The organism is Streptomyces spiralis, assembly GCF_014654675.1.
GTDB lineage: Bacteria > Actinomycetota > Actinomycetes > Streptomycetales > Streptomycetaceae > Streptomyces > Streptomyces spiralis.
This window is the reverse complement of record NZ_BNBC01000023.1, coordinates 119972-146422: the sequence shown is the minus strand read 5'-3', so window position 1 is coordinate 146422 and position 26451 is coordinate 119972. Positions and strand designations below refer to the sequence as shown.

The following is a 26451-nucleotide window of genomic DNA, read 5'->3' as shown; positions in this document are numbered from 1 at the left end:
TAGCGGGGACAGGATTTGAACCTGCGACCTCTGGGTTATGAGCCCAGCGAGCTACCGAGCTGCTCCACCCCGCGTCGTGGACACCACTCTACACGTGTCCGAATGCGGTGAAGCACCACGGGGCTCGTCGCGGGCGGTCACGGCGCCGCGACCGCCAGCACCAGCTTGCCCGTGGTGGTCCCGGACTCGATGCGGCGGTGGGCCTCGGCGGCCCGCTCCAGCGGCAGGGTCTCGACCTGGACCCGCAGCTCCCCCGCCGCGGCGGCCGCCACCGCGCGGCGCAGCGCCCGGCCCGTCTCGTCGGGGAAGGCCGCGGAGAAGGCCGCCAGGTTGAAGCCGGAGACGGTCTTGTTGGTGAACCACAGTTCGTTGGCGGGGACTCCGACGTCCTCGGCGCCCGAGGCGTTGCCCATCACCACCAGGCGGCCCATCGGGGCCAGCCGGTCCAGGCCGGCGCGGCGGGCCGGGCCGCCGACCATGTCGACCACGATGTCGAACTCGCCGGCGTCGGCGAGCCGGTCCCGCAGGATCACCTCGTCATAGCCGAAGCTCCTGGCGGTGTCGATCTTGGCCGCACTGCCGACGGCGCCGACCACGCGGCCGGCGCCCAGCAGGCGGGCGGCCTGACCGAGCTGGCTGCCCACGCCGCCGGCCGCCGCGAGGACCAGAACGCTCTGTCCGGGCTCGATCCGGGCCACCCGGTCCAGGACGAGGAACGCTGTGGTGCTGTTGGACGGCACTGCCGCGGCGACCTCCATCGACAGGCCGAGGCCGTCCAACGGCGCGACCAGGTCCGCCGATGTGACCGCCACCTCGGCGTAGCCCCCGCTGTCGACGATCGTGAGCGCCGCCACCGGCTGCCCGACGACCAGGTGCTCGACCCCCTCGCCCACGGCCCGGATCCGTCCCGCCACCTCGATGCCGGGCACGAAGGGAAGCGGCACATCGACCACGCCGCGCCGGTAGAGGATCTCGGCGAAGTTGGCGCCCGCGTACGCCACGTCGACGGCGACCTGGCCTGGTCCGGGCTCGGGGACCGGGCGGCCCGCGACGCGGAGCACCTCGGCCCCGCCGAACTCGGGGATGGTCACTGCCTTCATCTGCGCGCTGCTGTTCATGGCACCGATCCTGCGGCTGCGGCGGCACGACGGGCAGTGTGTGCTCATCCTGGGTGTGTCACCACCAGGCAGCCGCGCTCGGCTGACCGGCCCGATCCTTTCGTGCCGGCGGAGCGGGGGCGTTGTGGGGCCACCTCGCGGGTGGGACGATGCCCTTGAGACGTCGACCGGCGATAGGGGCAGGCCTCTTGATGGACGAGGAGCGCGGTTCTCGGGCCGCGGTGGTGTTCGATGCTCTGGGAGCCGACTACGAGAAGGCGTTCGCCGGGTCGGCCGCGCACCGGTCGTCGCTCGAGTGGGTTCTCGGCCGGCTCACGCCCGGCGGTCGGGTGCTCGACGTGGGCAGCGGAACGGGCCGGCCCACGGCGGAGACCCTCGTGGGGGCGGGGCACGAGGTGCTCGGCGTAGATGTCTCCCCGGTCATGGTGGAACTCGCGGGCCGGCAGGTGCCCGGGGCTTCCTTCCAGTGCGCCGACATCCGTGAACTTCCCCTGTCCGATGCCTCGTTCGACGCGGTCTGCGTGTACTTCTCGCTCCTGCAGATGTCGCGCGACGACCAGTCTCGGCTCCTGCGGCGGCTCGTGCAGGCGCTGAAGCCCGGCGGCAGCCTGGCCGTCGCGACGGTGCCCCTGGACGTGGAGGACGTCGAGGGTGTCTTCATGGGCCAGAAGGTACGGGTGACGAGCTTCGCCGCCGACGACTTCGCCGCGATGGTCACCGAGGCGGGCCTGACGGTGGTGTCCCAGGAGAGCCTTCTGTTCACCCCGTCTCACCCTGACGCCGTGCCAGAGCCTCACCTCTTCCTCCACTGCCGCCGCGAACCGCGCTCACTCGTGTGACGGCCCCGTCACCCCCAGATCCGCACGCATCATGGCGCGCATCCTGGACAGGTCGCGCCAGCCCTGCTTGATCCTGTCCCGTACGTTCTCGAGGTCGTCGCCCTCGCGTCCCGTGTCGCGGGTGAGGCGGGCGAGGATGCCGTACAGCGAGCCAAGGCCGCTGTCGACCCGTCCCACCTCCGCCAGCACCGTGTCCGGCACAGCCATCTGGGCCTCGGCGTACCGGCGGCGATAGTCCACGCGAGCCGTCTCGACCATGGCCAACGACTCCTGCGGGTCGTACCCGATACCCAGTACGTGCGCGTGATCGTTCAGCGTCGCCAGGTAGTGACGGGCGGCGGCATTGAACTCCGTGTACACCGACCTCCGGACCTCCCGACCCGACTCCGCCCGCTGCGCGGCGAGTTCGGCGCGGCGGGTGCGTTCGAGGCGTTCCCACTCATCGCGGCGCGATGCGTCGCCACGGCGCTGGGTCAGCCACGCCGAACCCAGCGTGCCTCCCACGCCCACAACCGCCGCCAGCAGGCCTGCCGCAGCCGAGTCCATCACGCCTCCCCCGTACCGACCACCGCTTCCGCACTGCCTCTTATTGTTCCGCAGTCCGCAGTACGCAGTCCGCCGGCCTGCGGGGCGAGGCGGCCCTGTGCCGCACGGGCGCTCAGGGGGCGCGCCGACCAGTGGTGGTGATGCGGGTGACGGCTTCCAGGGTGAAGGCGTGGTCCTGCGATTCCTGGGCCAGGGCGCGGTGCAGTGTCAGTCCTTCGATGAGAGCGTCCAGTTGGCGGGCAGTGACGGGGTCGAAGTGCCTTTCCAGATGGACTCGGCTGCGGGTCATCCATTCCTGGGTGAGTGCCCGATAGGCGGGCCGGCGTGCAGCCAGGGTGTAGAGCTCCTGAGTGAGGACGAGGTCGCGTCGGCTTCCCCCCAACAGCGCGTGGATGAGGTCGGCCACCGCGGTCCTGGCCTGGCCGCGGTCGGTCGGAGGTGCCAGATGGGCGTCGAACAGCGCGACGATGTCGTCGGTGAAGCGGCGGAACGCCTCACGGAGCAAGTCGTCGATGCCCCTGAAGTGGTAGGTCATCGACCCCAGGGGCACGCCGGCGCGTGCGGCGATCTTCCGGTGGGAGACTCCTGCGACGCCTTCGTCGGCGATGAGGTCCAGGGTCGCGGCGATGATGCGCTCGCGGCGCTGCGGATCGGTGTGTCCCGTGGCCATGGCAGCGGCGTCACAGGGTTCGCACGGGCCGTGCCGGATTGCCGACGGCGACGACGTTCGCGGGGATGTCCTTGGTCACGACGGCTCCGGCGCCGATGACGGAGTTGTCGCCGATGGTGACGCCGGGCAGGACGATGGCACCGCCGCCGATCCAGACGTTGTCGCCGATGGTGATCGGCCGGGCGGCCTCCAGCTTGTCCCGGCGCGGCTGCGGCTCCAGGGGGTGGGTGGGGGTGAACAGCTGGACGTTGGGACCGATCTGGCAGTCCTCGCCGATGGTGATGGCCGCGACGTCCAGCGCGGTGAGGTTGTAGTTCACGAAGGTGCGCGCGCCGACGGTGACGTTGCTGCCGTAGTCGACGTACAGCGGCGGCCGCACGTGCGCCTCATCGCCCAGGGCGCCGAGCAGTTCGGCGAGCAGCGGCCGGGCGGTGTCGATGTCGTCGGCGTAGGCGGCCTGGTAGCGGGCGGCCAGGCGCACGGCCCGTTGCTGGCGGCGGGTGATCTCGGGATCGTCGGCGATGTAGAGGTCGCCCGCCAGCATGCGTTCCAGGTTCGTACGCGGGTCGCCCGCGAAGTGGTCCGTCGTCATGCGTACGACCGTACACTCGAGAGCGTACGAACGTACATTCTTGCTCGATCCCCGGCAGCGGCGAGGCCGCACGCCTTGCCGACCGCCCGCTGCCGGAGCATCGTGGTGATAGCCGGTGATCGGCGCAGAACAAGGCGTGCACGACGATGAAGCGCAACATGCGACCCAGCCGACTGGCTCCGGCGTCGGCAGACGTCCACTGCGACGCACCCGAAGCGATCGTGGTCGCGGACTCGACCGGGCGGGTGACGCACTGCAGTACCGGTGCGCCTGCGCTGTGGGGCTACGCCCCGGAGGACGCCATCGGCATTCCACTGGCCGACCTGGTCACCGCCGACGCAACAGCGGTGAGGCACCGCGACGGCAGGGCTCTGGACACGCGGGTGCGTCTGTTCCCCCTGGGGTCGGTCGAGCAGCCCGCCGGGTTCGTCCTGGTGGCCGGGGGCGCACCGGAGAGCGGCGAGGAAGCCGGGAACGGCGCCCTGGTGAAGTGGGCCTTCGACCAGCATCCCACCGCCTTCGTGCTCTACGATCACGAGGCCCGCATCCAGCGGCTGAACACCGCCATGTCCCGGATCATGGGGTACGGCGAGGACGAGATGCGCGGGCGCTTCCTGGCCGAGATCGTCCCGGGGTCGGTGTACGAGGAGATCGAGCGGAGGATCCGTCGGGTGCTCAGGACTGGGCGGGCGGAATACACGGAGCCGTTCGTCAGGACGCCGGGCGAGCCGAAGGCGCACGCCTGGTTCATGGACATCTTCCCGCTCAAGAACGCGGCCGGCCGGGTACGCGGGGTGGCCGTGTCGGCCTCCGACTTCTCGCAGCAGTACGACTTCCGGGAGCGGCTGGCGCTGCTGAGCGAGGCCCGGACCCGTATCGGATCCAGCCTGGACGTGGAGGGCATCGCCCAGGAGCTGGCCGAGGTCGTCGTGCCGCGCTTCGCGGACGTCGTCAGTGTCGACCTGCTGGAGTCGGTCTTCCAGGGCGGTGCGCCCGGACCTGTCCCCTCCGGCCCTGTTCTGCTGCGCCGGGCGGCACACCGGACGGCGTTCGCACGGGACGCTCAGGTCCAGGGCCCGGACGCGCTCCACCGCTATCCGCGGTCTTCGCCCGTCGCACAGTGCCTGGTCGACGGCCGATCGGTGCAGCACGCCGTCACCGACCAGGAGATCGTCCGCTGGCTCGCCGACGATCCCGTTCACGCGGAGCAGATCCGTGCCGGCGGGGTGCACTCGCTGATCGCCGTGCCGGTACGAGCCCACGGCGCCACCCTCGGGGCGGTGGTGTTCGGACGGCGTGCCACGTCCCTCGAGCCCTTCGGCCCCGAATGTCTGGCCATCACCGAAGACCTGGTCGGCCGAGTGGCGATCTGCCTGGACAACGCCCGCCAGTTCACCCGGGACCGTGGCATCGCGCTGACGCTCCAGCGGAGCCTGCTGCCGCGGGGACCGACCGTTCACCCGGCCGCGGAGACAGCCGCCCGGTACCTTCCCGCGGGCGGCGAGGTCCAGGCGGGCGGCGACTGGTACGACGTGATCCCGCTGCCCGGGGCACGAGTCGGCCTGGTCATCGGTGACGTCGTAGGCCACGGTGTGCACGCCTCCGCCACCATGGGCCGGCTCCGTACGGCGGTGCGCACCCTGGCCGACCTGGACCTGCCGCCCGACGAACTCCTCACCCATCTCGACGACATCGTGACCCACGCGGAGGGCGAGCAGGACACGGACGCCCTCGGTGAAATCCCCGGCGACATCGGCGCCACGTGCGTGTACGCCGTCTACGACCCGGTGTCCGGCACCTGCTCTCTGGCCCGTGCCGGTCACCCGGCCCCGCTGCTCGTCCGCCCGGACGACTCCGGAGAGGTCGTCGACGTCTCGGTCGGCCCTCCGCTCGGCCTGGGCAGCCTGCCCTTCGAGGCCACGGAGCTCACCCTGCCCGCGGGAAGCCTGCTCGCCCTGTTCACCGACGGTCTTGTCACGGCCGGCGGCCGCGACATCGACGACGGTGTGGCTGCGCTGCGCGGCGCTCTCTCCCAGCCCGCCTCCTCGCTCGAGGAGCTGGCCGACACCGTGCTGGACACGCTGTGTCCCGGCCCACGCGACGACGACATCGCTCTGCTCCTCGCCCGCACGCGGGTCCTCGATCGTGACCACGTAGCCGGCTGGGACCTGACCGGTGACCCCTCCGTCGTGGCCGAGGCGCGCAAACGGGTCTGCGACCAGCTCGGCGCCTGGGGACTGGAGGAGGAAGCCTTCGTCACGGAACTGGTGGTCAGCGAACTGGTCACCAACGCCATCCGGTATGCCACCGGCCCGATCAGGCTTCAGCTGATCAAGGAGAGTGCTCTGATCTGCGAAGTGTCCGACGGCAGCAGTATCGCCCCTCATCTGCGCCGGGCCAGGCCGAGCGACGAGGGCGGCCGCGGCCTGTTCCTGGTCGCCCAGCTCACCCGGCGCTGGGGCACCCGCTACACGCGCGCGGGCAAGACGATCTGGGCCGAACAACCGATCGGCGGGGCGTGAGCGAACCGGTCGACAACAGGGACGAGCACGAACGTCATCGGCGAAACGGCTCGAGGGTGGCACGGACCTGCTGCGCCGCGCCCCCGTCGTGGTCGAACTGGGCGATGACAGCCAGGAGCTGCCGCACCTGAACGAGCGGCATCCGGGCTCGCCCGTCGTCGTCCAGGCCGGTCAGCTCCGCGCATACGTCGAAGAACCGCTTCGCCTCCGGCGGCCGCGGGGAGCACCACAGGGAGAGCACCACAGGTGGGCCGGGTCGACCCCGGCCCATGTCCAGGAGATCGCAGGGTCGATCGACGCGGGCCGACCGTCCTCGGTGGCGAGGCTCGGCCCTCGACGGACTCGACTGACGTGACATCGCTCAATCCCGGGGCATGGCGGTCTCGACAACTTTCCCCGCAGCGGGGGACGTTCGCATGGAGCCGCGCACCCGGACTGACAGTGCGCCCGCGTCCGCCGCCTACCGCGCACGAGCTCATCAGCCGGCCGTTCCCGAAGAACGGCGCCCCGCCGAGGCAGGGTCAGGCCGATAAGTGACACGTGCAACAGGCGTGGTTCACGGGGCCCGCGCCAGATGATAGACACAGCGGGGTCACAGTTCCTGTCCGCCAGCAGGAAGGTTGCTGCCGCATGTCCGCAACACGACGTCAGATCCTGGCCCGAGCGAGCGCCCTGGGAGCGGGCATCGCCTTCACCGGGACGCTGTCCGAACTCTTCACCGGCACCGCTGCCGCGCAGAACCTGGGCCACACCGGCTACGGCACCCTTGTTCCGGACCCGAACGGCCTGCTCGACCTGCCGGAAGGTTTCCGCTACACCGTGCTCTCCCGCGAGGGCGACCAGTTGCGGTCGGGTGAGGGCCTTGTGCCGTCCAACCACGACGGCATGGCCGCCTTCGCCGGCAGAGGCCGCCGTACGCACCTCGTCCGCAACCACGAGAACCGCGCCACCGCGAAGATCCCGGTCCCGGCCGTCGAGGGTCTCACCTACGACCCGGCAGGCAAGGGCGGCTGTACCGCCCTCACACTGGACTCCCGCAACCGCGTCCTGTCGGAGCGGGTCGCCATCGCCGGCACGGCCGTCAACTGCGCGGGCGGCCATACTCCTTGGGGCACCTGGCTGACCTGCGAGGAGACCGAGGACAAGGCGGGCACCAACGGCTACGCCAAGGACCACGGCTTCATCTTCGAGGTCGATCCCACGGACCCGCACCGCACCGGCGCCGTCCCATTGACCGCGATGGGCCGCTTCCAGCACGAGGCGATCGCCGTTGACCCGCGCAACGGTGTCGTCTACGAGACCGAGGACGCCTTCCTCAAGCCGTTCGGCCTCTTCTACCGCTTCCTGCCCGACAAGCCGCTGGGCGGCACGGGTTCTCTGCGGGCGGGCGGCCGGCTGCAGGCAATGCGGGTGCCCGGCACACCGGACCTGTCGACGATCCAGGACACCGGCGCGGTCTTCGACGGCGTCGAATGGGTGGACGTACCCGACCCCCTGGCCGCCTCCACCCCCACCCGTCTGCAGGACTACGGCCCGAAGGGGATCACCCACGCGCAGAAGCTGGAGGGCTGCTACTGGAGCGGCAGTTGCGTGTACTTCGTGTCGTCCTTCGCCCGCAGCACGGACGGCTCGGCGGCCGACCACTACGGCCAGATCTGGCGCTACGATCCGCAACGGCGCCGCCTGACCCTGGTGATCGTCTTCGGTCCGGCCACCGATGTGCAGTTGCCCGGCGAGTCGCCCGACAACATCTGCCTTACCCCCAGCGGCGGACTGATGGTGTGCGAGGACGGAAACGGCGCCCAGCACGTCTTCGGTGTCACCCGCGGCGGCGAGGTGTACGCGATGGCGCGCGGCCGGCAGAACATCGGCACCCCGGACGCCCCTGAATGGGGTGAGTTCGCAGGTGTCACATTCTCCCCCGACGGCGGCACGATGTACGTCAACTGCTACACGCCGGGCACAACCTTCGCGGTGACCGGGCCCTGGCGCAGGTAGCGGATCAAGGAACGCCTGTCGCCATCGTGCCGGGGCGGGACGACACCGCCCGCCCCGGCGTGTCGGAGAATGAGCCGTCCGCCGTGCTCGTCCTCGACAGCCTCGGTGAGCGGCAGACCACGACCGTCGCCCGCGGGCACGCGCTCTCTCGCGACCCTCCCGCACTCTCTGAGCTGATCCGGTCTGCGCGGTGTCGTCACCGCGAATAGCCTGGAAGGGAGCAGCACCAGGGCAGGACAGGTCCTCCCGATGCACTCTCTTCGCCGAGGGGGGACGCGACACAGGCAGGAAGAGCCATGCCCTGGAATCTGAACGGCACCTATCTGGAGAGCTGCAACTGCGACGTGGTCTGCCCCTGTACCACCTCGGGCCTGGCCGCACCGGCCGATCACGAGCGTTGCCAGGTGACCTTCGCCTTCCACGTGGACGACGGGAACGTGGAAGGCGTGGACGTCTCCGGCCGCAACGTCGCCGTCTTCGTGGACGCGCCCCGGGTGATGGCCGAGGGCGGCTGGCAGGTGGCGTTGTACGTCGACGCTTCGGCCGACGACGACCAGGCGGAGGCGCTGAGCAAGGTCTTCTCCGGCCAGGCGGGCGGGCCGATGGCGGCGCTCACTCCGCTCATCGGCGAGGTCCTCGGGGTGGAGCGCGTCCCCATCGACTACCGCGACGACGGCCGCCGCCACGCCGCACGGGTGGGCGACGCCATCGACATCGAGATCGAGGACCAGATCGCGCCACAGTTCGGCGAGGACGGCCCGGTGATGGGCCTGACCGGCATGTTCCACCCGGTGAACAGCACGCTGACGATCGCCCGGTCCACCCGGGCGACGGGCGACGGCGTGTACGGCCGGTCCTGGGACTTCACCGGCGGCAACGGGCACTCGGCCCCCTTCACGTGGTCCGCGTGACCGGTGGGCCGGTCGCCGTCCGCCGCGCGGCGGGCCCCGTGGGACTGCTGTTGGTGGCGGCGGCCGCTGCCTGGGTATGGGTGGTGACGCGCTGGGGAGGCATGCAGGCGATGCCTGGCACCATGGGCCTGGGCCTGCCCGCCTTCCTGGCCGTGTGGACGCTGATGATGGCCGCGATGATGCTGCCGGCCACGGCGTCCGTCGCCGCGCTGTACGCACGCACCATCATCGTCCGCCGGACACCGCGTATGGTCGTTTTCACCGTCGCCTACCTGCTCGTCTGGGCTGCGGCCGGACTGCCGGCGTACGCGCTGGCCGCCGGCCTGGGCCGGGCGGCGAGCCTTCCCGCCACGGCGGGGACCGCGGTGGCCGCGGCCGTGTTCGCGGTCGGCGGCGTCTACCAGCTCACTCCCCTCAAGGACCGCTGCCTGGCCAAGTGCCGCTCGCCGGTCGGGCTGATGCTGCGCTACGCCTCGTACCCGGGGCGCTCGCGCGATCTGCGCGCCGGAGCCCACCACGGGGCCTTCTGCCTGGGCTGTTGCTGGTCGCTCATGACGCTGCTGGCCCTGTTCGGCGTGATGAACCTGTGGGCCATGGTGGTACTGGCCGCCGTGATCACCGCCGAGAAACTCGCTCCGGCCGGTCGCCTGGTGGCCCGTGCCGTGGGGATCGCCTCGATCGCCCTGGCCGTCGCCGTCTTCTGGGTTCCGGCGCTGGCTCCGGGCCTCACCGGCGGGGACATGAGTGGCATGTGAGACATTCGCTGCCCACCCGGCGGCCGGACCACCGCGGACGGCAGGGCCGTCTGGCCGAGTCACCGGTCACCGGTCGAAGATGGCGGCATGGACGCGCAGAAGGTGACCTTGCGGAGAATGACGCCGTCGGAGTACGACGCGGCGACCGAGCATCGTGAAGCCGAGACGGCTCGTGAACTCAGCAAGTTCATGCCCCAAGAGCCGGCGCGAGAGCGGGCTCGTCAGGGCACAGCCCGGTTCCTCCCGGACGGACTCGACACGGCCGGCCATCATCTCGTGGTGGCGGAGAACGGTTCGGGCGAGGTCGTGGGGAACGCATGGATCGGTCCGGATCCGCGCCAGGCTTCGGGCACCACCAGCTCAGCCTGGCTGTACGACATCAACGTCTTCCCGCCGTTCCGGCGCCGCGGGTACGGATCCGCGATCCTCGCCGCCGCCGAGGAGCTCGTTGCCCGCGAAGGCAGGACGTCGCTCAATTTGAACGTCGTCGGGGACAACGAGGGAGCCATTGCCCTGTATCGACGCAACGGCTACGGCGTGTCGTCGATGTACCTGTCCAAGAGCGTGCGGCGATAGATCCTGCGCAGGCGGTACAGGCAGGCGGTACAAGTCGCGGAAGGGAGCCGGCTCAGAGGCACGCCGGGGCGACATGCCGGCAGACGCTCTTGCTATCGGGGTCCGTGCAGGAAGGCGGGAAGCCGGTACGAGCGCACCACGGCGGTCACGGTCGCGGCGATGAGGGCCGCGCCCCACGGTGCCAGGTCGCGCAGCGGTCCGTGCCCCTCCGTCGTCACACCGCGTGGCGGCACCCGCCCCTCGGGGTCGTAGACGACGGCGAGCGCGTCCCCGGGCCGTGTCTCCTGCCCGCAGCCGCGCCAGATGCGGATCGTGAGCGGGACGCCGTCGCGGTCCGTCACCGAGCAGAGGTAGCGGGCGTGCCGACCGCCCGCCGCCCGGCCGTCATCGACGGACGTCACCACCACGGACTCCACCCGCCCCCGTTCCGCCAGCACCACGCCGGCGGCGGCCTGCGGCGCCTGGAGCGCGAGGCACACGCCGAGCAGGGCAGTGACAGATCAGTGCACGGCCGGCTCCGATGGACGACAGGTACAGGGCGAGGGCCGCCGCGCACACCAGTCCCGCCTCGCCGTCGGCCGGCAAGGGCCCACCCGTCCAGGACCGACGTGCCGACGATCGCCGCGGCGCCGAGGCCTCCCGCGAGGATCCCCGCTCCGAGGAGCCGCGCGGGCGGCAGCCCGACGAACTCGGCGGGGCCCCACACCGTGGTCCGCAGGTGCGCCATGAGGTGCGGCTCGGCATGGGTCGAGGGCCGACGCCTGCGGCGCATGGGTGTCACACTTCTTCCGGCCGAGCGGCTGCCGCCTCGCGTCTTTGTCCAACAGAGGCCGAGAGCCGACATGTCCGATGTCCCGGAGCACCGGCCCGCAGCGCCGAGGCTCACGGTGTGCCGCCGCCCTTCCGGTCACCACCGGCGAGCTGACCCACCATCATGACGACGATACCGGCAAGGAGAAGGGCGGCGCCGATCAGCGTTCCCGACGGCCGAGCGCCCGAGTCGCTGATCATCAACCCGAAGGCCAGCTGCCAGCACAGCGCGAAGGCCACCACCAGTTGACCCCAGCCGTGGATCCGCGGGGCGCGAACATGGCGCCGGTTCATGGGAAGCACCCAGCCGCTGGTGACCGCCGCGACGCCGGAGGAGGCGATGAGCAGTGCCAACAGGGCAAGGGGCACGGCGAGGTACGGCTTCACGGTTCCTCCCCTGCATACCGGGCCCACGCCCGATGACAGCGTGATCATGACACCAGCTGCGTCGCACGTCCATCACGACGGGCCACCGTCGGATCGCGCTCGATCCGCCCTGGGCGCAGTGGTTCCCGTCCTTCGGTCCGATGCAGTTCGCCGTCGGCGGCTCCCTCGGTCACACCGCTCTGTGGGGGCATCCCGCCCTCGGGCCGGCCTGGGCCGCGGCGTCGGCACCGTGGGGCTGGCCGTCTTCCGGCTCAGGACGCGGAACCGGACGTACGCCCGGTGACCACGGGATCCACCGGATCAACGCGCATCGCCGACGCGCTGTGCTGAACGGACTCGTCCGGCTCCCGGCGCGCGTCGCCTCGTACCGGGCATCGCCGTGCAGGAATAGCCGTGGGCTCCGGCCGGTTGCCACGCTTATGACGACGAATGCGCCGCGGCCCGAGGTGCTGCGCTACACCGCCTTCTCCAGTTCCCCCGACGGCGGAAACCCCGCCGGTGTCGTCCTGGACGCCTCCGGGCTGGACGACGGCGACATGCTGGCCATCGCCGCCGACCTGGGATACTCGGAGTCCGCGTTCCTGACGGCGCCTCCGGAGGGTTCCGGCGGCCAGGAGGGGCGGGCGTACAGCATCCGTTACTTCAGCCCCAAGGCCGAGGTGCCGTTCTGCGGGCACGCCACCGTGGCGACCGCGATCGCGCTCGCCGAGCGGACGGGCCCCGGACATCTGGTGTTCGCGACGCGCGCCGGCACCGTGCCGGTGGAGGTCGTCGAGGAAGAGGGGGCGGTGAGGGCCACGCTCACCAGCGTCGAGCCGTACATCGAGGAGATCGCCGCCGCCGACCTCACGGAGGCGCTCGCCGCGCTCAGGTGGCCGGCCGCCGATCTGGACCCGGCCTTCCCGCCCCGTATCGCGTTCGCCGGCGCCCGCCATCTCGTTCTCGCGGCGGCCACGCGCGCTCGCCTCGCAGACCTCGCATACGACTTCGCGCGCCTCGAAGCGCTGATGCGCCGCTTGGACCTGACCACGGTCCAGTTGGTGTGGCGGGAGTCAGCCGGCGTCTTCCATGTGCGTGACCCGTTCCCCGTCGGCGGCGTCGTCGAGGACCCGGCGACCGGTGCCGCGGCCGCCGCTTTCGGTGCGTACGCCCGTGAGCTCGGCCTGGTCCCGGACGACGCCGTCCTCACCCTCCACCAGGGCGAGGACCTGGGCCGCCCCGGCGAGCTCACGGTGACGCTGCGACCGGGTGAGGCGGGCGTCCGCGTCAGCGGCACAGGAGCTCGCATCGGCTGAGACGCCGGCCCTGGTGGCGGCACGACTGGCCGCTGCCGATGGCACCATGACGTCAGGTCAGGCCACAGCACCGATCGTCAGCTGCCACCTGACCTCTCCGTCGTGCCATTGATCGGTGGGGGTCAGGCCGGTGGTGGTGGCGACGGCGGCGGACGCCTTGTGGTCGGGGTGGATGTGGGCGATGACCGTTCGCACGCCGTGTCTCCGGAGCCAGGCGACCAGTCCTTGGGCCGCTTCGGTGGCGATGCCACGCCGCTGCCAGGGAGTACCCACCACCCAGGCAATCTCCGCCACGCCTCCGTGACCGTCGGCGGTGACCGTCGCCTGGACCGTGCCGGCCAAGCAGTCCGCATCTCGCAGCTGTACGACCCAGTTGCACCAGGAGACACTGGGATCGGGCGAGCCGGCGACCAGGCGTTCGTAGCGGCTGCGCAGTGCCTGCGCGGTGGCGGGAGCACCTCCGATGAAGGTATGCAGGTCCGGGTCGGACAGCACCGCGGCCATCTCTTCGGCGTGCTCGATCGCCAAGGGCAGGAGTGTCAGCCGGCCGGTGTGGATGGTTGTGGGCTCCAGGACGCTCACCCTGCCTTCCGCTCGGGGCGTTCGACATGTATCGGACAGGAGAAGGGACGCAGTGATGGCCGAGCGCGTCATCCAGGCGGATGGTATCGAGCTGTGCACCGAGTCCTTCGGCGACCCCTCGGATCCGCCCGTCCTGCTCATCATGGGCACCGGGGCTTCCATGCTGTGGTGGGAGGAGGGCTTTTGCCGGATGCTCGCCGAGGGCGGGCGTTTCGTGATCCGTTACGACCACCGTGACACCGGCCGATCGGTCACCTACGGGCCGGGCCGGGCCGAATACACCGGCGCGGACCTGGTCGGTGACGCCGCCCGTGTGCTCGACGCCCACGAGGTCCCGGCCGCGCACGTCGTGGGCGTCTCGGCCGGAGGGGCCCTCGCGCAGCTGCTCGCGCTCCATTACGTCCGTCGCGTCCTCTCACTCGTTCTGATCAGCACGTCCTCCGCTGTACCGGGTGACCGCACTCTTCCTCCCCCGAGCGAGGAGTTCACACAGTTCGTCGCGACCGCGCACGTCAATCGGTCGGATGCCGACTCGGCGATCGATCATCAGGTCGCCTATGTACGCGTCCTCGCGGGGGGTCGGCGCCCGTTCGACGAGACCGCCGCCCGCGGCCTCGTCCGTCGCGACGTCGAGCGTGCTCACGATTTCGCCGCCGCCCGCAACCACGACTCGCTTCCGGACGGCGAGCTCCCGCAGGCGTCCCTGGCCTCGATCGCCGTGCCCACGCTGGTGATCCACGGGACCGCCGATCCGTTGTTCCCGCTCCGGCACGGTGAGGCACTCGCGGAACAGATCCCCGGGGGAAGGCTACTGGTCCTGGAGGACGCCGGGCACGGGGTCGAGCGAGCGGACTGGGCGGTGATCGTCCCCGCGATCCTCGAACACACCGCATGACAAACATGGACCTGCTGGTCCGGCACGGCGGCAGGCCCGAGGACCCGATTCCGGTGGCCATCGATACGCCGCGGGCAACGGCTCAGCGAACCCATGATCCAGGGAGGTCCGCGCGGATGATCTCAAGATCGGCGACCGTGCGGCCGCGTGCATGGATCCAGCAGTGATGCTGCAATCCGTCCCGGCGCAGCAACCGGCCGGGGGCCGCATACCAGCGCACGGGTGAGTCCTCCTCGCTCGCCCACATCGGATGGTCGGGCAGGTCGACACGGGAGTAGGAACTCCGAAGGTTCGGCACCAGCGTGTCCGGCAGTTCGCAGGCGTCGTACAGGCTGTCGGCCACCGTCTTCGGGTTGCAGAGGGCGCCTTGTCCAGTGACCCGCGAACCACCGCACGTAGTCCCAGGCCTGCGAGCGGTCGGCCGGCCCGCCTCCCAGTGCCGCCGACACGTCGGGACTCTTCACCATGCCGGGGACGCTGCCGCACGTCCCGCGGCGGCCGGTGAGGGCAGGCAGGGGTGCCTGCTCGTATGCTGCCGATATGACCACCCAGACTCCCTCCCTGACGCCCGCGGAAGCCTTCGATCTGCTGCTTTCCGGTAACCGGCGCTTCGTCGCGGGTACCCCCGAGCACCCCAACCAGGACGCCGTCCGGCGCGCCGAGACGGCGCCGGTCCAGCATCCCTTCGCGGTGCTGTTCGGATGCTCGGACTCCCGGCTGGCGGCCGAGATCATCTTCGACCGCGGGCTGGGTGACCTGTTCGTGGTCCGCACCGCCGGCCACATCGTCGGCGCCGAGGTGCTGGGCAGCATCGAATACGGGGTGGACGTGCTGGACTGCCCGCTGGTGGTGGTCCTCGGTCACGACTCCTGCGGCGCGGTGGGCGCCGCGTGCGCGGCGCTGGAGGACGGCAAGGCGCCCGCCGGATACATTCGGGACGTCGTCGAGCGCGTCACCCCCAGCGTGCTCGCTGCCCGGGCCGCTGGTCGTCTCGAGGCGGACCAGGTCCTCGCCGAGCACGTGAGGACCACCGTCGACCTGCTGCTGGACCGCTCCCGTATCCTCACCGAGCGCGTCGCCGCCGGCCGGGCGGCCGTGGTCGGTCTGTGCTACCGCCTCGCCGACGGCAGCGCGCAACTCGTCGCCGCCCGTGGCCTCGACGTGGCGGTCCCCACCGCCCCCTGACCCTGGGCGGTGCCGTCGGACCCGGTTCGTCGTTATGCGTCGATGGGGGCCACGGAACGGGCCGGAGCGGATCGGTGAGAGGATGCGAGGGTGTCGGCAACAACCAGTGACATCGAGAAGGCGGCCAGTGTTCTGCAGGCGGGGGGTCTGGTGGCCTTCCCGACCGAAACGGTCTACGGTCTGGGCGCCAACGCCGAGGACCCCGCCGCGGTCGCGCGCATCTTCCAGGTCAAGGGGCGCCCGCCCTCCCATCCGCTGATCGTCCACATCGGCGGCGCTGAGCACCTGGACGACTGGGTCGAGGACGTGCCCGCGACGGCACGCCTGCTGGCCGAGCACTTCTGGCCGGGACCGCTGACGCTGGTCCTGCCGCGAGGCCGGCGGGTGCCCCTGGAAGCGACCGGCGGACTGGAGACGGTGGCCGTGCGCGTGCCCGACCACCCCGTCGCTCTGTCACTGCTCGCGGCCTTCGGCGGTGGTGTCACAGCCCCCTCCGCCAACCGCTTCGGCCAGGTCAGCCCCACCACAGCCGACCACGTCCGCGCCGAGCTCGGCGACGGAGTGGACTTCGTCCTGGACGGCGGCCCCTGCCAGGTCGGCGTCGAGTCGACCATCGTCGACGCAACGGGCGAGGTCCCGAGCATCCTTCGGCCCGGCGGGGTCACGCGCGAGGACCTCGAAGCGGTGCTCGGGCACCGGCTCTCGGTCCCCTCGACAAGCCGGATCCGGGTGCCGGGCCAGCATCCGTCACACTACGCACCGCGGGCGCGGGTCGTCCTCGTCGAGCCCGAGAAGGTCGTCGCCGAAGCGGAGCGCGCGCAGGAGCTGGGACACCAGGTCGGCGTCTTCCTTCCCTCCGACCTCGCCGGCACCCCGGTGAAGGCGCACGCCGTGGTGGCCCTTCCCGACTCGCCGGCCGCATACGCCCGCGGCCTGTACGGACTCCTGCGCGACTTCGACCAGCAGGGGTGCGACCTCATCGTCGCGTCCCTGCCCGTGGAGGACGGGCTGGGACTGGCGATCGCCAACCGGCTGCGCCGCGCCGCGGGACCCAGGCCCTCTTGAGCGACCAGCACCCACATACCGCGCCTGGTGGCCGGACCGGGACACCGGGCGCGGGTTCGGCCCCGCATACGCGCGGCCGGCTCCGTGAGCGGTGACGGTCGTCTCCCGTCGCGAGTCCGGCTCCTGCCCGGCTCATCGCCGGCCGTACGCGAGGTTCAGTCGATCGCGCCGCAGATCCGCAGTCCCACCGGTGTTCCGCACGGCAGATGGCCGTGGGTGGCGACCACTCCCTTGCCCGTTCCGTTGTCGACGGCGAACGCCAGGAAACTGGAGGCCAGCGAATCGGCGGGAGGACGGCCGTAGGCGTAGGCGTACTCGATCTCGCGGTACGGGTAGCCGCTCGACTCCAGGCGGTCCAGGTCGGGGGCGTGCCCGTCGAGATCGAGGCGGTGCAGTCCCCGAGGCCGCTCCGGAGTGGAGGCGGCGCGCAGCTCGCTGTAGCCGATCGCACCCGGGGTGCGGGCCACGGTCTCGAGGACCTGTTCCGTCGAGTCGAGCTCGCAACGAAGCACGGGCGCTCCGCGGACCGTTCGGTTGACGCAGTCGTCCGATGACGCCGGCGGTTCGTCCGCGCCCCCGAGGACGCGGGTGGTCAGGGCGGAGCGGGTGCCGGAGCCGGAGGTGCGGCTGACCAGGACCACGGGCAGATCGGGGCCTGCGAGCTGCGACCAGTTGCGGATCTCGCCGCGGTAGATGCGGCGTACGTCCGTCACGGACAGGTTCGTGAGCCGGACGTCGTCGTGCACGACCAGCGTGAACAGGGACACCGCGATGCGGCTCTCGCTGAGCTGGGTGTAGCTCGCCGGGCGCGGGCCGTCCGAGAAGGCGATCACCGACGCGCCCTGTCGGCGGCGGCCACCGGACAGGGCGAGTTCGCGCACTCCGGTCCGGCTGCCGTGCGTGGCGACCGTGATGTCCGGCTTTCCGTCACAGTGGTCGCGGTACTTCTGCGCCAGTTCGTCCAGCACCGGTTCGAACGCCGTGGATCCGGTGAGCCTGAGCCTGCCCGACTCGCAGTCCTCAGGCAGCGGGGCCGGCACGGCGAGCGGCAGGGTGGCCGCCGCGATCAGTGCGAGACCGAGGACGACGGTGGTCCAACGGGCCTGTTTGCTGAACACCGGTGGCTTCTCGTCGGGCGTCAGGCTGTGGTTCTCATGGAGCTTGCCGCCCTTGATGTCGCCGGTCACGGCGACCGGAGCGCCCTCCTGGCCGCCCGTCAGCAGCACCAGGATCTTGTAGTGGGCGCCCGGTTTGAGCGGGACGCGCGGGATGCGGAGGGTGCTCGGGCCCGCGACCAGGAGGCCTGGCTGGTTCTCGAAGTAGCCCATCAGGTTGGCGTGTTCGTCGGGCAGCGTGACGTCCTGCGCCTGGATGCTCCGTCCCGGGAACTCCGCGGTGAGCCCGTACTGCGCGGAAGGGTCGATGTAGTCGGACTCCTCGACGTGCCGCGATCCGTCGTTCTCGATGCGCAGCAGAACCAGGGTGGCATCGCGCATCGCGGGCAGGTCGTTGAAGAGGCCGAGGCGCGGATCCACGCCGTCGGCGTGGCCGTTGTGGCCTATCGCGATGTCCATCTGTTTACGGAAGCCGATGCGTCTGCTGCGGCGGGCCTGCCGGTCGGCGATGAACGGTGTGCCGATGGAGACGATGCCAAGCACCAGGCCGGCGGCCGTGAAGGTGATCTCGAGCCATCCCACGAGCCCGACGGTACGGACCGGCCGCGTGATTCGGCGGGTCCAGCCGTGATCGACGCCGACTGTTCGTCAGGCGTTCAACTTCGGCGTGCCGGTGATGGGCCCGGCGGTGGAGCGCGACCCGAAAAGTGGATCTTGACCGTGGCCTTCTTCTCTCAGGGCTAAGATTTCAGCGGGTGCGCGGGCACGGGAGCCCGCGCCTCGCGACGGAGCGAGCCGCGAGGGGATGACATGACTCAGCGCAGGGCGGTGCGGCGACCGGACGCCGTGGCGGGGATCGTCGAGGACTGGGCGCGCGAGCGGCCCCAGCTCGACACCGCGCCGCTGGAGGTGCTGGCCCGGCTGCACCGTGCCTATCTGCAGTACCACTCGCGGCTGACCTCGCAGATCGAGCAGCATGGCCTGTCGGTGGCCGGCTTCGACGTGCTGACGGCCCTGCGCCGGTCCGGGGCTCCGTACCGGCTGACCGCGGGACAGCTGGCGGCCTCCGGCCTCATCTCCTCGGCGGGCGTCACGCTGCGCCTGGACCGGCTGGAGAAGGACGGTCTGCTCGTACGGGAGCGCGACGCCGACGACCGCCGCGTCGTCTACTCGCGCCTGACCGACGCCGGGCTGCGCAAGGTCGACGAGGTGTTCGCCGAGCACCTGGAGAACGAACGGCGGATGCTCGGCGGGGTCTCACCCGCCGAGCGCCGTCAGCTGGCCCGGTTGCTGTCCAAGCTGGAGCGCTCCATCGTCGAGTCCGACGAGGCCGAGCCGGAGGAGGAGGCGGGCTGAGCGCCGGCCGGCCGGAGCAGCAGCCAGGTCCCGCACGCCAGTGTGACCAGCTGCGTCCCGGCCAGCAGAGCGAACCCCGCGCCGAAGCCGTTCCCGCCGCCGAGCGCGATCGCCCAGCCCATCGCCGTGGGCATCAGCGCCGAGACGAGGTTCCCGACGCCGTTGACGGTCCCGTAGGCGCTGCCCACCGAGCCGGCCGGTGCGCATCTCTGGACCAGGGTCGGGATCGCCGGTCCCTGCAGTCCCCAGAAGCCGTTGGCCAGGATCAACCCGGTCGCCGCCGCCCACGCCGTGTCCGCGCCGATGACGAACACGACGCAGCAGGCGGTGCCGAGGGAGCCGGCCACGAACAGCACCGGCAGGCGCCGGGCCGGCAGCCGGTCCAGCAGCCAGCCGCCCAGGAAGCCGGAGGCCAGGCTCATCAGGAACGGCAGCGACGACACGGCGCCCATCGCGGCGATCGAGAAGTGCCGCTCGCGCAGCAGATACGAGGGCAGCCAGGCCGTCGAGCCCCACAGATAGGCGAGCGTGGCGATCTCGATGAGCAGGATCACCCCGAGCCGCGGTGTGCGCAGTGCGAGCCTCAGGGTCCGGCCGAACGACGTCCGCTCCCGCGCCCCCGCGCCCTTGCCCTTGATGAACAGCCACACCAGGGGGATGCCGACGGCCGCGTTCAGCAGGCCGAGCAGCAGGAAGGACGTGTGCCAGTCGAGGGTGTAGACGAGGTAGGTGACCAGCGGCAGCCCCGCCGCCGTGCCGAGCGACACCCCCATGGAGCTGACCGCGTTGGGCTTCCCCGCCTGTTCGGGCGGGAAGTGCTCGCGCACGTACATGGTCTTCAGCGAGAACAGCGGGCCCTCGCTCGCGCCGAGCAGCGCCCGGCACACGACCAGGACGAGCGCGCCGGACGCGTACGGGGAGAGGAGAGTCAGCAGCGCCCACAGGCCGACGCTGACGAACAGGCCGCGGCGTACGCCGAGCGCGGTCTCGTACAGCGGGGTCAGGAGGAACGCGGCAATGCCGTAGCCGGTCAGGAACAGGGTGGTCAGGGCGCCCTGAGTGACGGTGTCGCCGGTGATGCCGAAGTGGTCGGTGAACGCCTTGTCCGTGACGAGCACGGAGACGTTCACCCGGTCCACGTAGCTGATCAGGACGATCACCAGCAGGCTCAGGACGCCCGGCCACCGCCGTGCGGCGGATGTCGCTCTCATGCGGCCGGGTCCGCCGCACCCGCCTTGGACTGCTGCCTGGCCTGGGCCTGGTAGAGGCGGCGCAGCCGGACCACGCCGAGGTCGTGCTGGTAGAGGTTCTCCTGCTGGTCGGCGTCGGCGGGCATGGCCTCCAGCATGACCCGGTCCTGCTCCAGGACCTCCCAGTGGCGTTCCTCGATGAGGGTCTTGTACAGGAAGCGCCAGGTGTCGCGCTGCCAGTCGGAGACGTTGCGGTAGCGCCAGAAGAAGACGCCGGTGCGCTCGGCGTCCACCGGGCAGGCCATGCCGACGATGCCGAACGGGCCGCCCGGCCCGGCCGACGGCGGGTACGGGATGGACAGGTCGACCCAGTCGACGCCGGTGCGGCACAGTTCGACCCAGTCGAAGTTGACCCCGCGCTGGTCGGTCTTCTCGAAGAAGTAGCCCCGCTCGGTCTCGCGGATGCGGAACTTGGCCTGGGTGTCGCCGTCGTACATGGTGTGCGACTCGTGGTGCAGGAAGGCGCCGTGCATCGGGTCGAGCAGGTTCTCCATGGCGAAGCGCCAGGGCACGTTCCACTCGGCGTAGCAGAGGATGGCGGAGATGCCGGGGTCGGTGAGCGGTTCGGGCAGGGTCAGGTCGGCCGGCTCGGGGTGCTCCTCGTCGCCGAAGTACGCGAGGATCGCGCCGCCGACCTCGCGGACGGGCAGGGAGGTGACGAGTGTCTTGCCCTCCAGGTTGCAGCCGGGCAGGCCGGGCACAGCGGTGACCGTGCCGGAGCCGTCGACCTCGACGCCGTGGTACCAGCAGGCGACGCGGTCGCCGAGGTGTTTGCCGAGGGAGAGCGGGGCGCCGCGGTGCGGGCAGCGGTCGGCGAGCATGGACAGGGTGCCGTCGGCCCTGCGGAACAGCAGCCAGTCCTCGCCGAGCGCGGTGACCTTGCGCAGGCCGCCCGGCTTCACGAAGTCGGAGGGCACCACGGGGTGCCACTGGTTGCGCAGGCCGTGGGCGAGGATGTGGGCGGCGGTGTCGCGGGTGGAGAGGGTCATGTCAGGCTCCCAGGCGGTGCATCTCGGCGCGGAAGGTGTCCTCGGTCCACGGCTCGCCGCCGGGGGTGTGGACCTGGCGGGCGTTGAGCCCGGCCACGACGTCGGCCAGTTCGTGGCCGTCGTGGGTGAAGATCTCCTCGAGGGTGCGGGCGAGTTTCAGCTCGTACGGGGTGGGTTCGTGGTCCCGGCTCTGGTGCGGGTCGAGGTACGGCCAGGCGGCGGCGTGTGTGGTCATGGATCTCTCGCTCTCCGTACGGGTCACAGGTCCAGGACGAGGCGGTCGGAGGCGCAGCGGGAGACGCAGATCATCATCGTCTCGCCGGCGGCGTGCTCGGCCTCGCTGAGCAGGTGGTCTCGGTGGTCGGGGGTGCCGGCCAGGACGCGGGTCTCGCAGGAGCCGCAGATGCCGTCGCGGCAGGAGGAGTCGACGGTCAGGCCCGCGTTCTCGGCGGCTTCGAGGATGGAGGTGGCGGCGTCGACGGTCAGGGTCACTCCCGAGGTGCGGCACTCCACCTCGAAGGCGGAGTCGTCCCCGTCGCGTGCCACGGTGGCGGGTGCGGCGAACCGTTCGATGCGCAGCCGTCCGGCCGGGCAGGCCGCTTCGGCCGCCTTGAGCAGCGGTTCGGGACCGCAGCAGTACACCAGGGCGTCGTCCGGGAGGTCCTTCAGGGCGGCCGCCAGGTCGATGTGGCCCTGCTCGTCCTGCGGTACGAGGGTCACCTCGCCGCCGGTCAGCGCGGTCAGTTCGGCGCCGAACGCCATGGTGGCGCGGGACCTGCCGCCGTGGACGACCCGGTAGGGCACCCCGTCGCGGTCGGCCTGGCGGGCCATCGCCAGGATCGGGGTGATGCCGATGCCGCCGGCGAGGAACACGTAGAACGCGGCGGGTTCCAGGGCGAAGTGGTTGCGGGGGCCGGCCACGCGGACGCTCTGGCCGGGGCGCAGCCTGGTGTGCACGTGACGTGAACCGCCCCGCGAGGACGGCTCGTCGAGGATCCCCAGGCGGTACGTGGTGGGGTCGGCGGGGTCGCCGCACAGGCTGTACTGGCGGACGTGCCCGCCCGCGTGCAGGTCGAGGTGGGCGCCCGGGGTCCAGGCGGGCAGCGGCTTGCCGTCGGGGTGGACCAGGTCGACGGAGAGTACGCCGTCCGCCTCCCAGGTCATGCGGCGGACGAGAAGCTCGAGTTCGTGTTCGCGGTCGGCGGTCATGGCGGTGGCCTCCCTACGCGGTGGGGATCGTGACGGGCGGGGTGAACGGGTTCTTCATCGGGCCGAGCGCGTCGAGGTCGACCTCGACGAGGGTCGGGCCGTCGGAGGCGAGGGCGGCCTGGAGGACCGGTGCGGCGTCCGCCTCGGCCGCGATGCGTGCGTAGGGCAGGGCGCAGGCGGCGGCGAGCGGCGCGAAGTCCGGGGTGAACAGGTCGACGCCGGAGCGGCGTTCGCCGTACTTGTCCTGCATGTTGCGCAGCACGCCGTAGCCGCCGTCGTTGAAGACGATCAGGGTCAGGCGGGGGCGTTCCTGGGCGACGGTGAGGAGTTCGCCGAGGTGTACCGCGAGGCCGCCGTCGCCGGCGATGACGACGGTCGGCTGCTCCGGCCGGGCCAGCGCGGCGCCGATGCCCATGCCGAGGCCCTGGCCGATGCCGCCGCCGCGCGGGAAGACGTTGGCGCGCGGGTCGTGGATCGGCAGGAGCCGGTTGCCCCAGGACGAGGAGGGGATGGTGACGTCCCGGGCGACGACCGCGCCGCGCGGCAGGGCGGCGGCGAGCGCGTCACAGACGGCGGCCTGGGGGCCGATGTTCTCGTGCAGGGTTGCTCGTACGTCCTCGCGGACGGCGGTGACGCGGGCCGACCAGTCGGCGTCGGCGCGTACGGCGGCCTCGGTCAGCGCGGGCAGGACGCCGGCCGCGTCGCCGTGCAGGGCGTGCCGTGCCGGGTACACGCGGCCGAGCGCGGCCGCGTCGAGGTCGATCTGGATGTGCGCGGCGGGCGGCTTCAGCGTGTAGTCGGCGGTCTCGTTGGAGCGGAAGTGGGTGCCGATCGTGAGGAGCACGTCGGCGTCGGCGAGCAGGGCGCGGCCGGCGGGGGTGGTGGCGAAGTTGCCGATGACCAGCGGGTGGTCCTCGGGGACGCTGCCGCGGCCGGAGTTGGAGGTGAGCAGGCCAGCGCCGGTGGCCTCCAGCAGGGCGAACAGTTCCTCGCGGGCGGCGGTGGCTCCGCCGCCCGCCCAGATCAGCGGACGCCGGGCGGAGGCCAGCAGCTCGCGTGCGGCGGCGAGGGTGGCGGGGTCGGGCACCGGCGCCGTGGCGGCCGGGACCGGCTCGCCCTCGTCGTGCTGGGCGGCGTACTGCAGGTCGATGGGCCACTCGATGCTCGCGGGGCCGCCGGGTGCGCCGAGCGCGGCGGCCGACGCCTCGCGCAGCAGCCGTCCGGCGTCGTGCGGGGAGGTGACGGTGGCCGCGTACGCCGACACGGCCTTCAGCATGCCGAGCTGGTCCTTGGTCTCGTGGATGAATCCGCGCCCGCTGCCCAGGTACGCCGACTCGACCTGGCCGGTGACGTGCAGGACGGCCGTGCCGGACGACTGGGCCTCGATCAGGGAGCCGGCCGCGTTGCCCGCGCCGGTGCCGGTGGAGGTGAGCGCGCACCCGATGGAGCCGCGGGCGCGCCCGTAGCCGTCGGCGGCGCTGACGGCGGTGGCCTCGTGGCGCACCGGCACGAACCGCAGCTCGCGGTCGACCGCTTCGACCAGCGGCAGGTTGTGCACCGAGACTATGCCGAAGACGGTGTCGATGCCGAGGGACTTCAGATGGGCGACGAGGAGGTCGCCTCCGTTGTGGTACTGCCCGTGGTGCATGGGGAGGCTCCTCACAGGACGCCGCGGCCGACTCCGCCGCAGACGTCGATGCTGGTTCCGGTGATGTAGGAGGCGCGCGGGGCGAGCAGCGCGACGACGGCGTACGCGACCTCCTCGGCGCGGCCGAGCCGGCCGAGGGCGATGCCGCGGTCGGCGGCCAGCTCGGCCTGCCACTCCTCGTAGGTCAGGCCGCTGTCCGCGGTGGCGTGCCGGCGGGTCCACTGGCCGGTGTCGATCAGGCCGAGACAGACGGAGTTGACGCGGATGCCGTCGGCGGCGAGTTCCCGGGCGAGGGACTTGGAGAGGTTGAGGATGCCGGCGCGGGCGGCGCTGGTGGTGATCAGGCGGGTCTCGGGCTGCTTGGCGAGCACCGCGTTGATGTTGACGACCGACGCGGCGTCCGAGGCGCGCAGGTGACTGCGCGCGGCGGCAAGGGGGTTGAGGACGCCGGCGAACTTCAGCTCCAGCTCGTCGCGCCAGTCCTCGGCCGTGGTGTCGTCCAGGCGCTTCATGCGGGACTGGCCCGCGTTGTTGACCAGGCCGTCGAGGCCGCCGCCGAAGTGGGTGACGGCGGCGTCGGTGAAGCGGCGTACGGCGTCGGCGTCGCGGACGTCGCAGACGCCGGTGTACAACCGCTCCTGGCCGGCACCGAGCCGGGCGGCGGCCTTGGCGAGGCGGTCGCCGTCGCGGCCGCAGGTGGCAACGCGGGCGCCTTCGTCGAGCAGGGCGCGGACCGTGGCCAGGCCGACGCCGGAACTGCCTCCGGTGACCAGTACCGTGCGGCCGGCGAGGCCGAGATCCATGACGTACTCCTTGCAGACAGATCGATGACAGATCGAGGACGGACCGGGTGGCGGGGTTCAGTGCATGGTGAATCCGCCGTTGACGGCGATCACCTGTCCCGTGAGGTAGCGGGACTCCTCGGCGAGCAGGAAGGAGACCAGGCCGAGGAGGTCCTCGGGCTGCTGCGGCCGGGAGATCGCCCGGTTGGCGGCGTACAGGGCGTGGCGCTCGGCCGGTACGGTCTCGGTGGCCTCGACCTCGGTGAGGCCGGGCGCGACGGCGTTGACGGTGATGCCCCGCTCCCCCAGCTCCCGGGCCATGCCCCGGGTGAGGGAGATGACCGCGCCCTTGGAGGCGATGTAGTGGGCCAGGCGCGGTGAGCCGTACAGGGCGGCGTCCGAGGCGATGTTGACGATGCGGCCGGGTCGGGTCATCAGCGGCAGCAGGTGCTTGGCGACGAGCCAGGGACCGCGCGCGTTGACGGCCATGAGCCGGTCCCAGACCTCGACGTCGATGTCCTGGTACTCCTTGCCGCCCACCCCGTTGGCGAGGGCCGCGTTGTTGACCAGGCCGTAGACGGGGCCGGAGGCGGCCAGCCGGTCGGCGAGCGCGGCGACCGAGGCGGGGTCGGCCACGTCCAGCGGGACGAACTCCGCGTCGCCGCCCGCCGCGCGGATCGCCTCGGCGGTCCGCTCCCCCCACGCGGTGTTCAGCTCGCCGACCACGACCCGGAAGCCGTCCGCCGCCGCCCGGCGGGCCATGGCCTCCCCCAGGCCACGGCCCGCCCCCGTCACGACGACGGTCCGCCGGGCGGACGGCTCGGACGGCTCAGTCACGGGTGACGCCGTACAGCGGCGAGTACTCGGGGTACGTCGGCACCTGCGGCTTCTGCGTGCCGATGATCACGCAGAACAGCGCGTCGGTTTCGCCCTCGTTCTTCAGCGAGCGGGTGACACCGGCCGGGACCACGATCATGTCGCGGTAGCCGAGGGTGCGGTACTCGACCTCGTCGGGGCCACGGTGGATGCCGACGCGGACCTCGCCCTCCAGGACGAAGAAGGCCTCCTCGACGTCGTGGTGGGTGTGGGCGGGGCCCTCGGCGCCGGGCGGCAGCAGCATGTTGGAGAAGGTGAAGCCACCGGAGGGGATGATCCGGTTGTCGTTGTCGTGGTTGCCGGTGGCGCCGGAGCCGACGTAGCGGATCTGCGCCCGCCGGTACTGCGGGCCGGCCTTCTCCTGGAAGGACAGGGTGTTCCAGTCGGGCTCGCGGGAGTCCTTGGTGGCGATCAGGGAGTCGGTGTACTTGGCGAGGTCGCCGCCGTTGTCGTACTCGGTGGTGGTCACAGGCATGGGGT

The 26451-nt window shown here is 71.6% G+C and carries 29 protein-coding genes and 1 tRNA gene; 11 read left to right on the top strand and 19 right to left on the bottom strand.

All coding sequences use genetic code 11. The features are described from left to right. Positions 1-74 (bottom strand) — tRNA-Met (locus tag IE318_RS23685). Between the two features lie 63 nt (positions 75-137). Then, entirely contained in the window at positions 138-1118 is a 981-nt protein-coding gene (locus IE318_RS23680; RefSeq protein ID WP_189903464.1) for a quinone oxidoreductase family protein, read from the bottom strand. A 191-nt stretch (positions 1119-1309) separates the two neighbouring features. Here IE318_RS23680 and IE318_RS23675 point away from each other — a divergent pair, with 191 nt between their 5' ends. Continuing rightward, a complete protein-coding gene (locus IE318_RS23675; protein WP_229903711.1) occupies positions 1310-1957 on the top strand; it encodes a class I SAM-dependent methyltransferase in 648 nt (215 codons plus the stop codon). Here IE318_RS23675 and IE318_RS23670 read toward each other — a convergent pair. The 3 genes from IE318_RS23670 to IE318_RS23660 form a co-directional block, all read right to left on the bottom strand. After that, a complete protein-coding gene (locus tag IE318_RS23670) occupies positions 1946-2503 on the bottom strand; it encodes a hypothetical protein (RefSeq protein WP_030175831.1) in 558 nt (185 codons plus the stop codon). The genes IE318_RS23675 and IE318_RS23670 overlap by 12 nt on opposite strands. 112 nt (positions 2504-2615) lie before the next feature. Further along, a complete protein-coding gene (locus IE318_RS23665) occupies positions 2616-3173 on the bottom strand; it encodes a TetR/AcrR family transcriptional regulator (protein WP_189903460.1) in 558 nt (185 codons plus the stop codon). Between the two features lie 10 nt (positions 3174-3183). Next, complete coding sequence (locus tag IE318_RS23660) at positions 3184-3765, bottom strand: sugar O-acetyltransferase (protein ID WP_189903458.1); 582 nt, start codon at positions 3763-3765, stop codon at positions 3184-3186. Between the two features lie 158 nt (positions 3766-3923). On the opposite strand from IE318_RS23660, the gene IE318_RS23655 reads away from it, so the two are divergent. Continuing rightward, on the top strand, positions 3924-6287 hold the full coding sequence (locus IE318_RS23655; protein WP_189903456.1) for a SpoIIE family protein phosphatase: 2364 nt from the start codon (positions 3924-3926) through the stop codon (positions 6285-6287). Between the two features lie 34 nt (positions 6288-6321). On the opposite strand, the gene IE318_RS23650 is transcribed toward IE318_RS23655, so the two are convergent. Continuing rightward, the gene (locus IE318_RS23650) at positions 6322-6531 is read right to left on the bottom strand and encodes a hypothetical protein (protein WP_189903454.1); all 210 of its coding nucleotides are present in this window, start codon (positions 6529-6531) and stop codon (positions 6322-6324) included. A 386-nt stretch (positions 6532-6917) separates the two neighbouring features. Between IE318_RS23650 and IE318_RS23645 the strand changes: the two genes are divergently transcribed. The 4 genes from IE318_RS23645 (at position 6918) to IE318_RS23630 (ending at position 10527) form a co-directional block, all read left to right on the top strand. Further along, the gene (locus tag IE318_RS23645; protein WP_189903453.1) at positions 6918-8285 is read left to right on the top strand and encodes an alkaline phosphatase PhoX; all 1368 of its coding nucleotides are present in this window, start codon (positions 6918-6920) and stop codon (positions 8283-8285) included. 296 nt (positions 8286-8581) lie between these two features. Next, complete coding sequence (locus tag IE318_RS23640) at positions 8582-9196, top strand: DUF1326 domain-containing protein (protein ID WP_189903451.1); 615 nt, start codon at positions 8582-8584, stop codon at positions 9194-9196. Continuing rightward, a complete protein-coding gene (locus IE318_RS23635; RefSeq protein ID WP_189903449.1) occupies positions 9193-9951 on the top strand; it encodes a DUF2182 domain-containing protein in 759 nt (252 codons plus the stop codon). The genes IE318_RS23640 and IE318_RS23635 overlap by 4 nt, the downstream gene beginning before the upstream one ends. Before the next feature lie 87 nt (positions 9952-10038). After that, entirely contained in the window at positions 10039-10527 is a 489-nt protein-coding gene (locus IE318_RS23630; protein ID WP_189903446.1) for a GNAT family N-acetyltransferase, read from the top strand. A gap of 92 nt (positions 10528-10619) precedes the next feature. Here IE318_RS23630 and IE318_RS45150 read toward each other — a convergent pair whose 3' ends face one another. Continuing rightward, positions 10620-11006, bottom strand: coding sequence for a hypothetical protein (locus IE318_RS45150; protein ID WP_229903710.1), 387 nt, complete (start codon positions 11004-11006; stop codon positions 10620-10622). A 403-nt stretch (positions 11007-11409) separates the two neighbouring features. Then, positions 11410-11724 carry a hypothetical protein gene (locus IE318_RS23620; RefSeq protein WP_030175854.1) on the bottom strand — a complete coding sequence of 105 codons (315 nt, stop codon included), beginning with the start codon at positions 11722-11724 and terminating at the stop codon, positions 11410-11412. Between the two features lie 419 nt (positions 11725-12143). Here IE318_RS23620 and IE318_RS23615 point away from each other — a divergent pair, with 419 nt between their 5' ends. Next, positions 12144-13019, top strand: a complete 876-nt coding sequence (locus tag IE318_RS23615) for a PhzF family phenazine biosynthesis protein (RefSeq protein ID WP_189903444.1) — start codon at positions 12144-12146, stop codon at positions 13017-13019. 57 nt (positions 13020-13076) lie between these two features. Here the strand turns inward: IE318_RS23615 and IE318_RS23610 are convergent, their stop codons facing one another. Beyond that, positions 13077-13601 (bottom strand): GNAT family N-acetyltransferase, encoded by a 525-nt coding sequence (locus tag IE318_RS23610; RefSeq protein ID WP_229903709.1) that lies wholly within the window; start codon positions 13599-13601, stop codon positions 13077-13079. Between the two features lie 55 nt (positions 13602-13656). Here IE318_RS23610 and IE318_RS23605 point away from each other — a divergent pair, with 55 nt between their 5' ends. Further along, positions 13657-14496: an alpha/beta fold hydrolase gene (locus IE318_RS23605; RefSeq protein WP_189903440.1), complete on the top strand. Its 840-nt coding sequence runs from the start codon at positions 13657-13659 to the stop codon at positions 14494-14496. Between the two features lie 82 nt (positions 14497-14578). Here the strand turns inward: IE318_RS23605 and IE318_RS23600 are convergent, their stop codons facing one another. Further along, positions 14579-14839, bottom strand: a complete 261-nt coding sequence (locus tag IE318_RS23600; protein ID WP_189903438.1) for a hypothetical protein — start codon at positions 14837-14839, stop codon at positions 14579-14581. A 197-nt stretch (positions 14840-15036) separates the two neighbouring features. Between IE318_RS23600 and IE318_RS23595 the strand changes: the two genes are divergently transcribed. Both IE318_RS23595 and IE318_RS23590 read left to right on the top strand, forming a co-directional pair. Continuing rightward, positions 15037-15681, top strand: coding sequence for a carbonic anhydrase (locus IE318_RS23595; protein WP_189903436.1), 645 nt, complete (start codon positions 15037-15039; stop codon positions 15679-15681). 90 nt (positions 15682-15771) lie between these two features. Continuing rightward, on the top strand, positions 15772-16746 hold the full coding sequence (locus IE318_RS23590) for an L-threonylcarbamoyladenylate synthase (protein ID WP_189903434.1): 975 nt from the start codon (positions 15772-15774) through the stop codon (positions 16744-16746). 155 nt (positions 16747-16901) lie between these two features. Here IE318_RS23590 and IE318_RS23585 read toward each other — a convergent pair whose 3' ends face one another. Further along, positions 16902-18443: a substrate-binding domain-containing protein gene (locus IE318_RS23585; protein ID WP_229903708.1), complete on the bottom strand. Its 1542-nt coding sequence runs from the start codon at positions 18441-18443 to the stop codon at positions 16902-16904. Between the two features lie 228 nt (positions 18444-18671). Between IE318_RS23585 and IE318_RS23580 the strand changes: the two genes are divergently transcribed. Then, on the top strand, positions 18672-19217 hold the full coding sequence (locus tag IE318_RS23580) for a MarR family winged helix-turn-helix transcriptional regulator (protein WP_030175876.1): 546 nt from the start codon (positions 18672-18674) through the stop codon (positions 19215-19217). Here IE318_RS23580 and IE318_RS23575 read toward each other — a convergent pair. From IE318_RS23575 to IE318_RS23540, 8 genes are read right to left on the bottom strand one after another with little or no spacing between them, the layout of a single operon-like run. Beyond that, positions 19136-20428 carry an MFS transporter gene (locus tag IE318_RS23575; protein WP_189903432.1) on the bottom strand — a complete coding sequence of 431 codons (1293 nt, stop codon included), beginning with the start codon at positions 20426-20428 and terminating at the stop codon, positions 19136-19138. The genes IE318_RS23580 and IE318_RS23575 overlap by 82 nt on opposite strands. Further along, on the bottom strand, positions 20425-21456 hold the full coding sequence (locus tag IE318_RS23570; RefSeq protein ID WP_189903430.1) for a Rieske 2Fe-2S domain-containing protein: 1032 nt from the start codon (positions 21454-21456) through the stop codon (positions 20425-20427). The genes IE318_RS23575 and IE318_RS23570 overlap by 4 nt, the downstream gene beginning before the upstream one ends. A gap of 1 nt (position 21457) precedes the next feature. Then, on the bottom strand, positions 21458-21691 hold the full coding sequence (locus IE318_RS23565) for a recombinase-like helix-turn-helix domain-containing protein (RefSeq protein WP_030175882.1): 234 nt from the start codon (positions 21689-21691) through the stop codon (positions 21458-21460). A 23-nt stretch (positions 21692-21714) separates the two neighbouring features. Further along, positions 21715-22665, bottom strand: coding sequence for a PDR/VanB family oxidoreductase (locus IE318_RS23560; RefSeq protein WP_189903428.1), 951 nt, complete (start codon positions 22663-22665; stop codon positions 21715-21717). A gap of 13 nt (positions 22666-22678) precedes the next feature. Next, on the bottom strand, positions 22679-24313 hold the full coding sequence (locus IE318_RS23555) for a thiamine pyrophosphate-binding protein (protein ID WP_189903425.1): 1635 nt from the start codon (positions 24311-24313) through the stop codon (positions 22679-22681). Positions 24314-24324: 11 nt separating this feature from the next. Beyond that, positions 24325-25116, bottom strand: a complete 792-nt coding sequence (locus IE318_RS23550) for an SDR family oxidoreductase (RefSeq protein ID WP_189903423.1) — start codon at positions 25114-25116, stop codon at positions 24325-24327. 57 nt (positions 25117-25173) lie between these two features. Continuing rightward, a complete protein-coding gene (locus IE318_RS23545) occupies positions 25174-25932 on the bottom strand; it encodes an SDR family oxidoreductase (RefSeq protein WP_189903421.1) in 759 nt (252 codons plus the stop codon). Next, entirely contained in the window at positions 25925-26446 is a 522-nt protein-coding gene (locus IE318_RS23540) for a cupin domain-containing protein (protein WP_189903419.1), read from the bottom strand. Before IE318_RS23540 ends, IE318_RS23545 begins: the two co-directional genes overlap by 8 nt. Between the last annotated feature and the right edge of the window lie 5 nt (positions 26447-26451).

What these genes read in the sequence shown, in the direction of transcription:
- IE318_RS23645 (WP_189903453.1), top strand. Translation starts at nt 6,918, where the DNA reads ATGTCCGCAACACGACGTCAGATCCTGGCCCGAGCGAGCGCCCTGGGA.
- IE318_RS23655 (WP_189903456.1), top strand. Translation starts at nt 3,924, where the DNA reads ATGCGACCCAGCCGACTGGCTCCGGCGTCGGCAGACGTCCACTGCGAC.
- IE318_RS23570 (WP_189903430.1), bottom strand. Translation starts at nt 21,456, where the DNA reads ATGACCCTCTCCACCCGCGACACCGCCGCCCACATCCTCGCCCACGGC.
- IE318_RS23560 (WP_189903428.1), bottom strand. Translation starts at nt 22,665, where the DNA reads ATGACCGCCGACCGCGAACACGAACTCGAGCTTCTCGTCCGCCGCATG.
- IE318_RS23580 (WP_030175876.1), top strand. Translation starts at nt 18,672, where the DNA reads ATGACTCAGCGCAGGGCGGTGCGGCGACCGGACGCCGTGGCGGGGATC.
- IE318_RS23575 (WP_189903432.1), bottom strand. Translation starts at nt 20,428, where the DNA reads ATGAGAGCGACATCCGCCGCACGGCGGTGGCCGGGCGTCCTGAGCCTG.
- IE318_RS23640 (WP_189903451.1), top strand. Translation starts at nt 8,582, where the DNA reads ATGCCCTGGAATCTGAACGGCACCTATCTGGAGAGCTGCAACTGCGAC.
- IE318_RS23660 (WP_189903458.1), bottom strand. Translation starts at nt 3,765, where the DNA reads ATGACGACGGACCACTTCGCGGGCGACCCGCGTACGAACCTGGAACGC.
- IE318_RS23605 (WP_189903440.1), top strand. Translation starts at nt 13,657, where the DNA reads ATGGCCGAGCGCGTCATCCAGGCGGATGGTATCGAGCTGTGCACCGAG.
- IE318_RS23595 (WP_189903436.1), top strand. Translation starts at nt 15,037, where the DNA reads ATGACCACCCAGACTCCCTCCCTGACGCCCGCGGAAGCCTTCGATCTG.
- IE318_RS23615 (WP_189903444.1), top strand. Translation starts at nt 12,144, where the DNA reads ATGACGACGAATGCGCCGCGGCCCGAGGTGCTGCGCTACACCGCCTTC.
- IE318_RS23680 (WP_189903464.1), bottom strand. Translation starts at nt 1,118, where the DNA reads ATGAACAGCAGCGCGCAGATGAAGGCAGTGACCATCCCCGAGTTCGGC.
- IE318_RS23630 (WP_189903446.1), top strand. Translation starts at nt 10,039, where the DNA reads ATGGACGCGCAGAAGGTGACCTTGCGGAGAATGACGCCGTCGGAGTAC.
- IE318_RS23555 (WP_189903425.1), bottom strand. Translation starts at nt 24,313, where the DNA reads ATGCACCACGGGCAGTACCACAACGGAGGCGACCTCCTCGTCGCCCAT.
- IE318_RS23565 (WP_030175882.1), bottom strand. Translation starts at nt 21,691, where the DNA reads ATGACCACACACGCCGCCGCCTGGCCGTACCTCGACCCGCACCAGAGC.
- IE318_RS23670 (WP_030175831.1), bottom strand. Translation starts at nt 2,503, where the DNA reads ATGGACTCGGCTGCGGCAGGCCTGCTGGCGGCGGTTGTGGGCGTGGGA.
- IE318_RS23550 (WP_189903423.1), bottom strand. Translation starts at nt 25,116, where the DNA reads ATGGATCTCGGCCTCGCCGGCCGCACGGTACTGGTCACCGGAGGCAGT.
- IE318_RS23540 (WP_189903419.1), bottom strand. Translation starts at nt 26,446, where the DNA reads ATGCCTGTGACCACCACCGAGTACGACAACGGCGGCGACCTCGCCAAG.
- IE318_RS23675 (WP_229903711.1), top strand. Translation starts at nt 1,310, where the DNA reads ATGGACGAGGAGCGCGGTTCTCGGGCCGCGGTGGTGTTCGATGCTCTG.
- IE318_RS23665 (WP_189903460.1), bottom strand. Translation starts at nt 3,173, where the DNA reads ATGGCCACGGGACACACCGATCCGCAGCGCCGCGAGCGCATCATCGCC.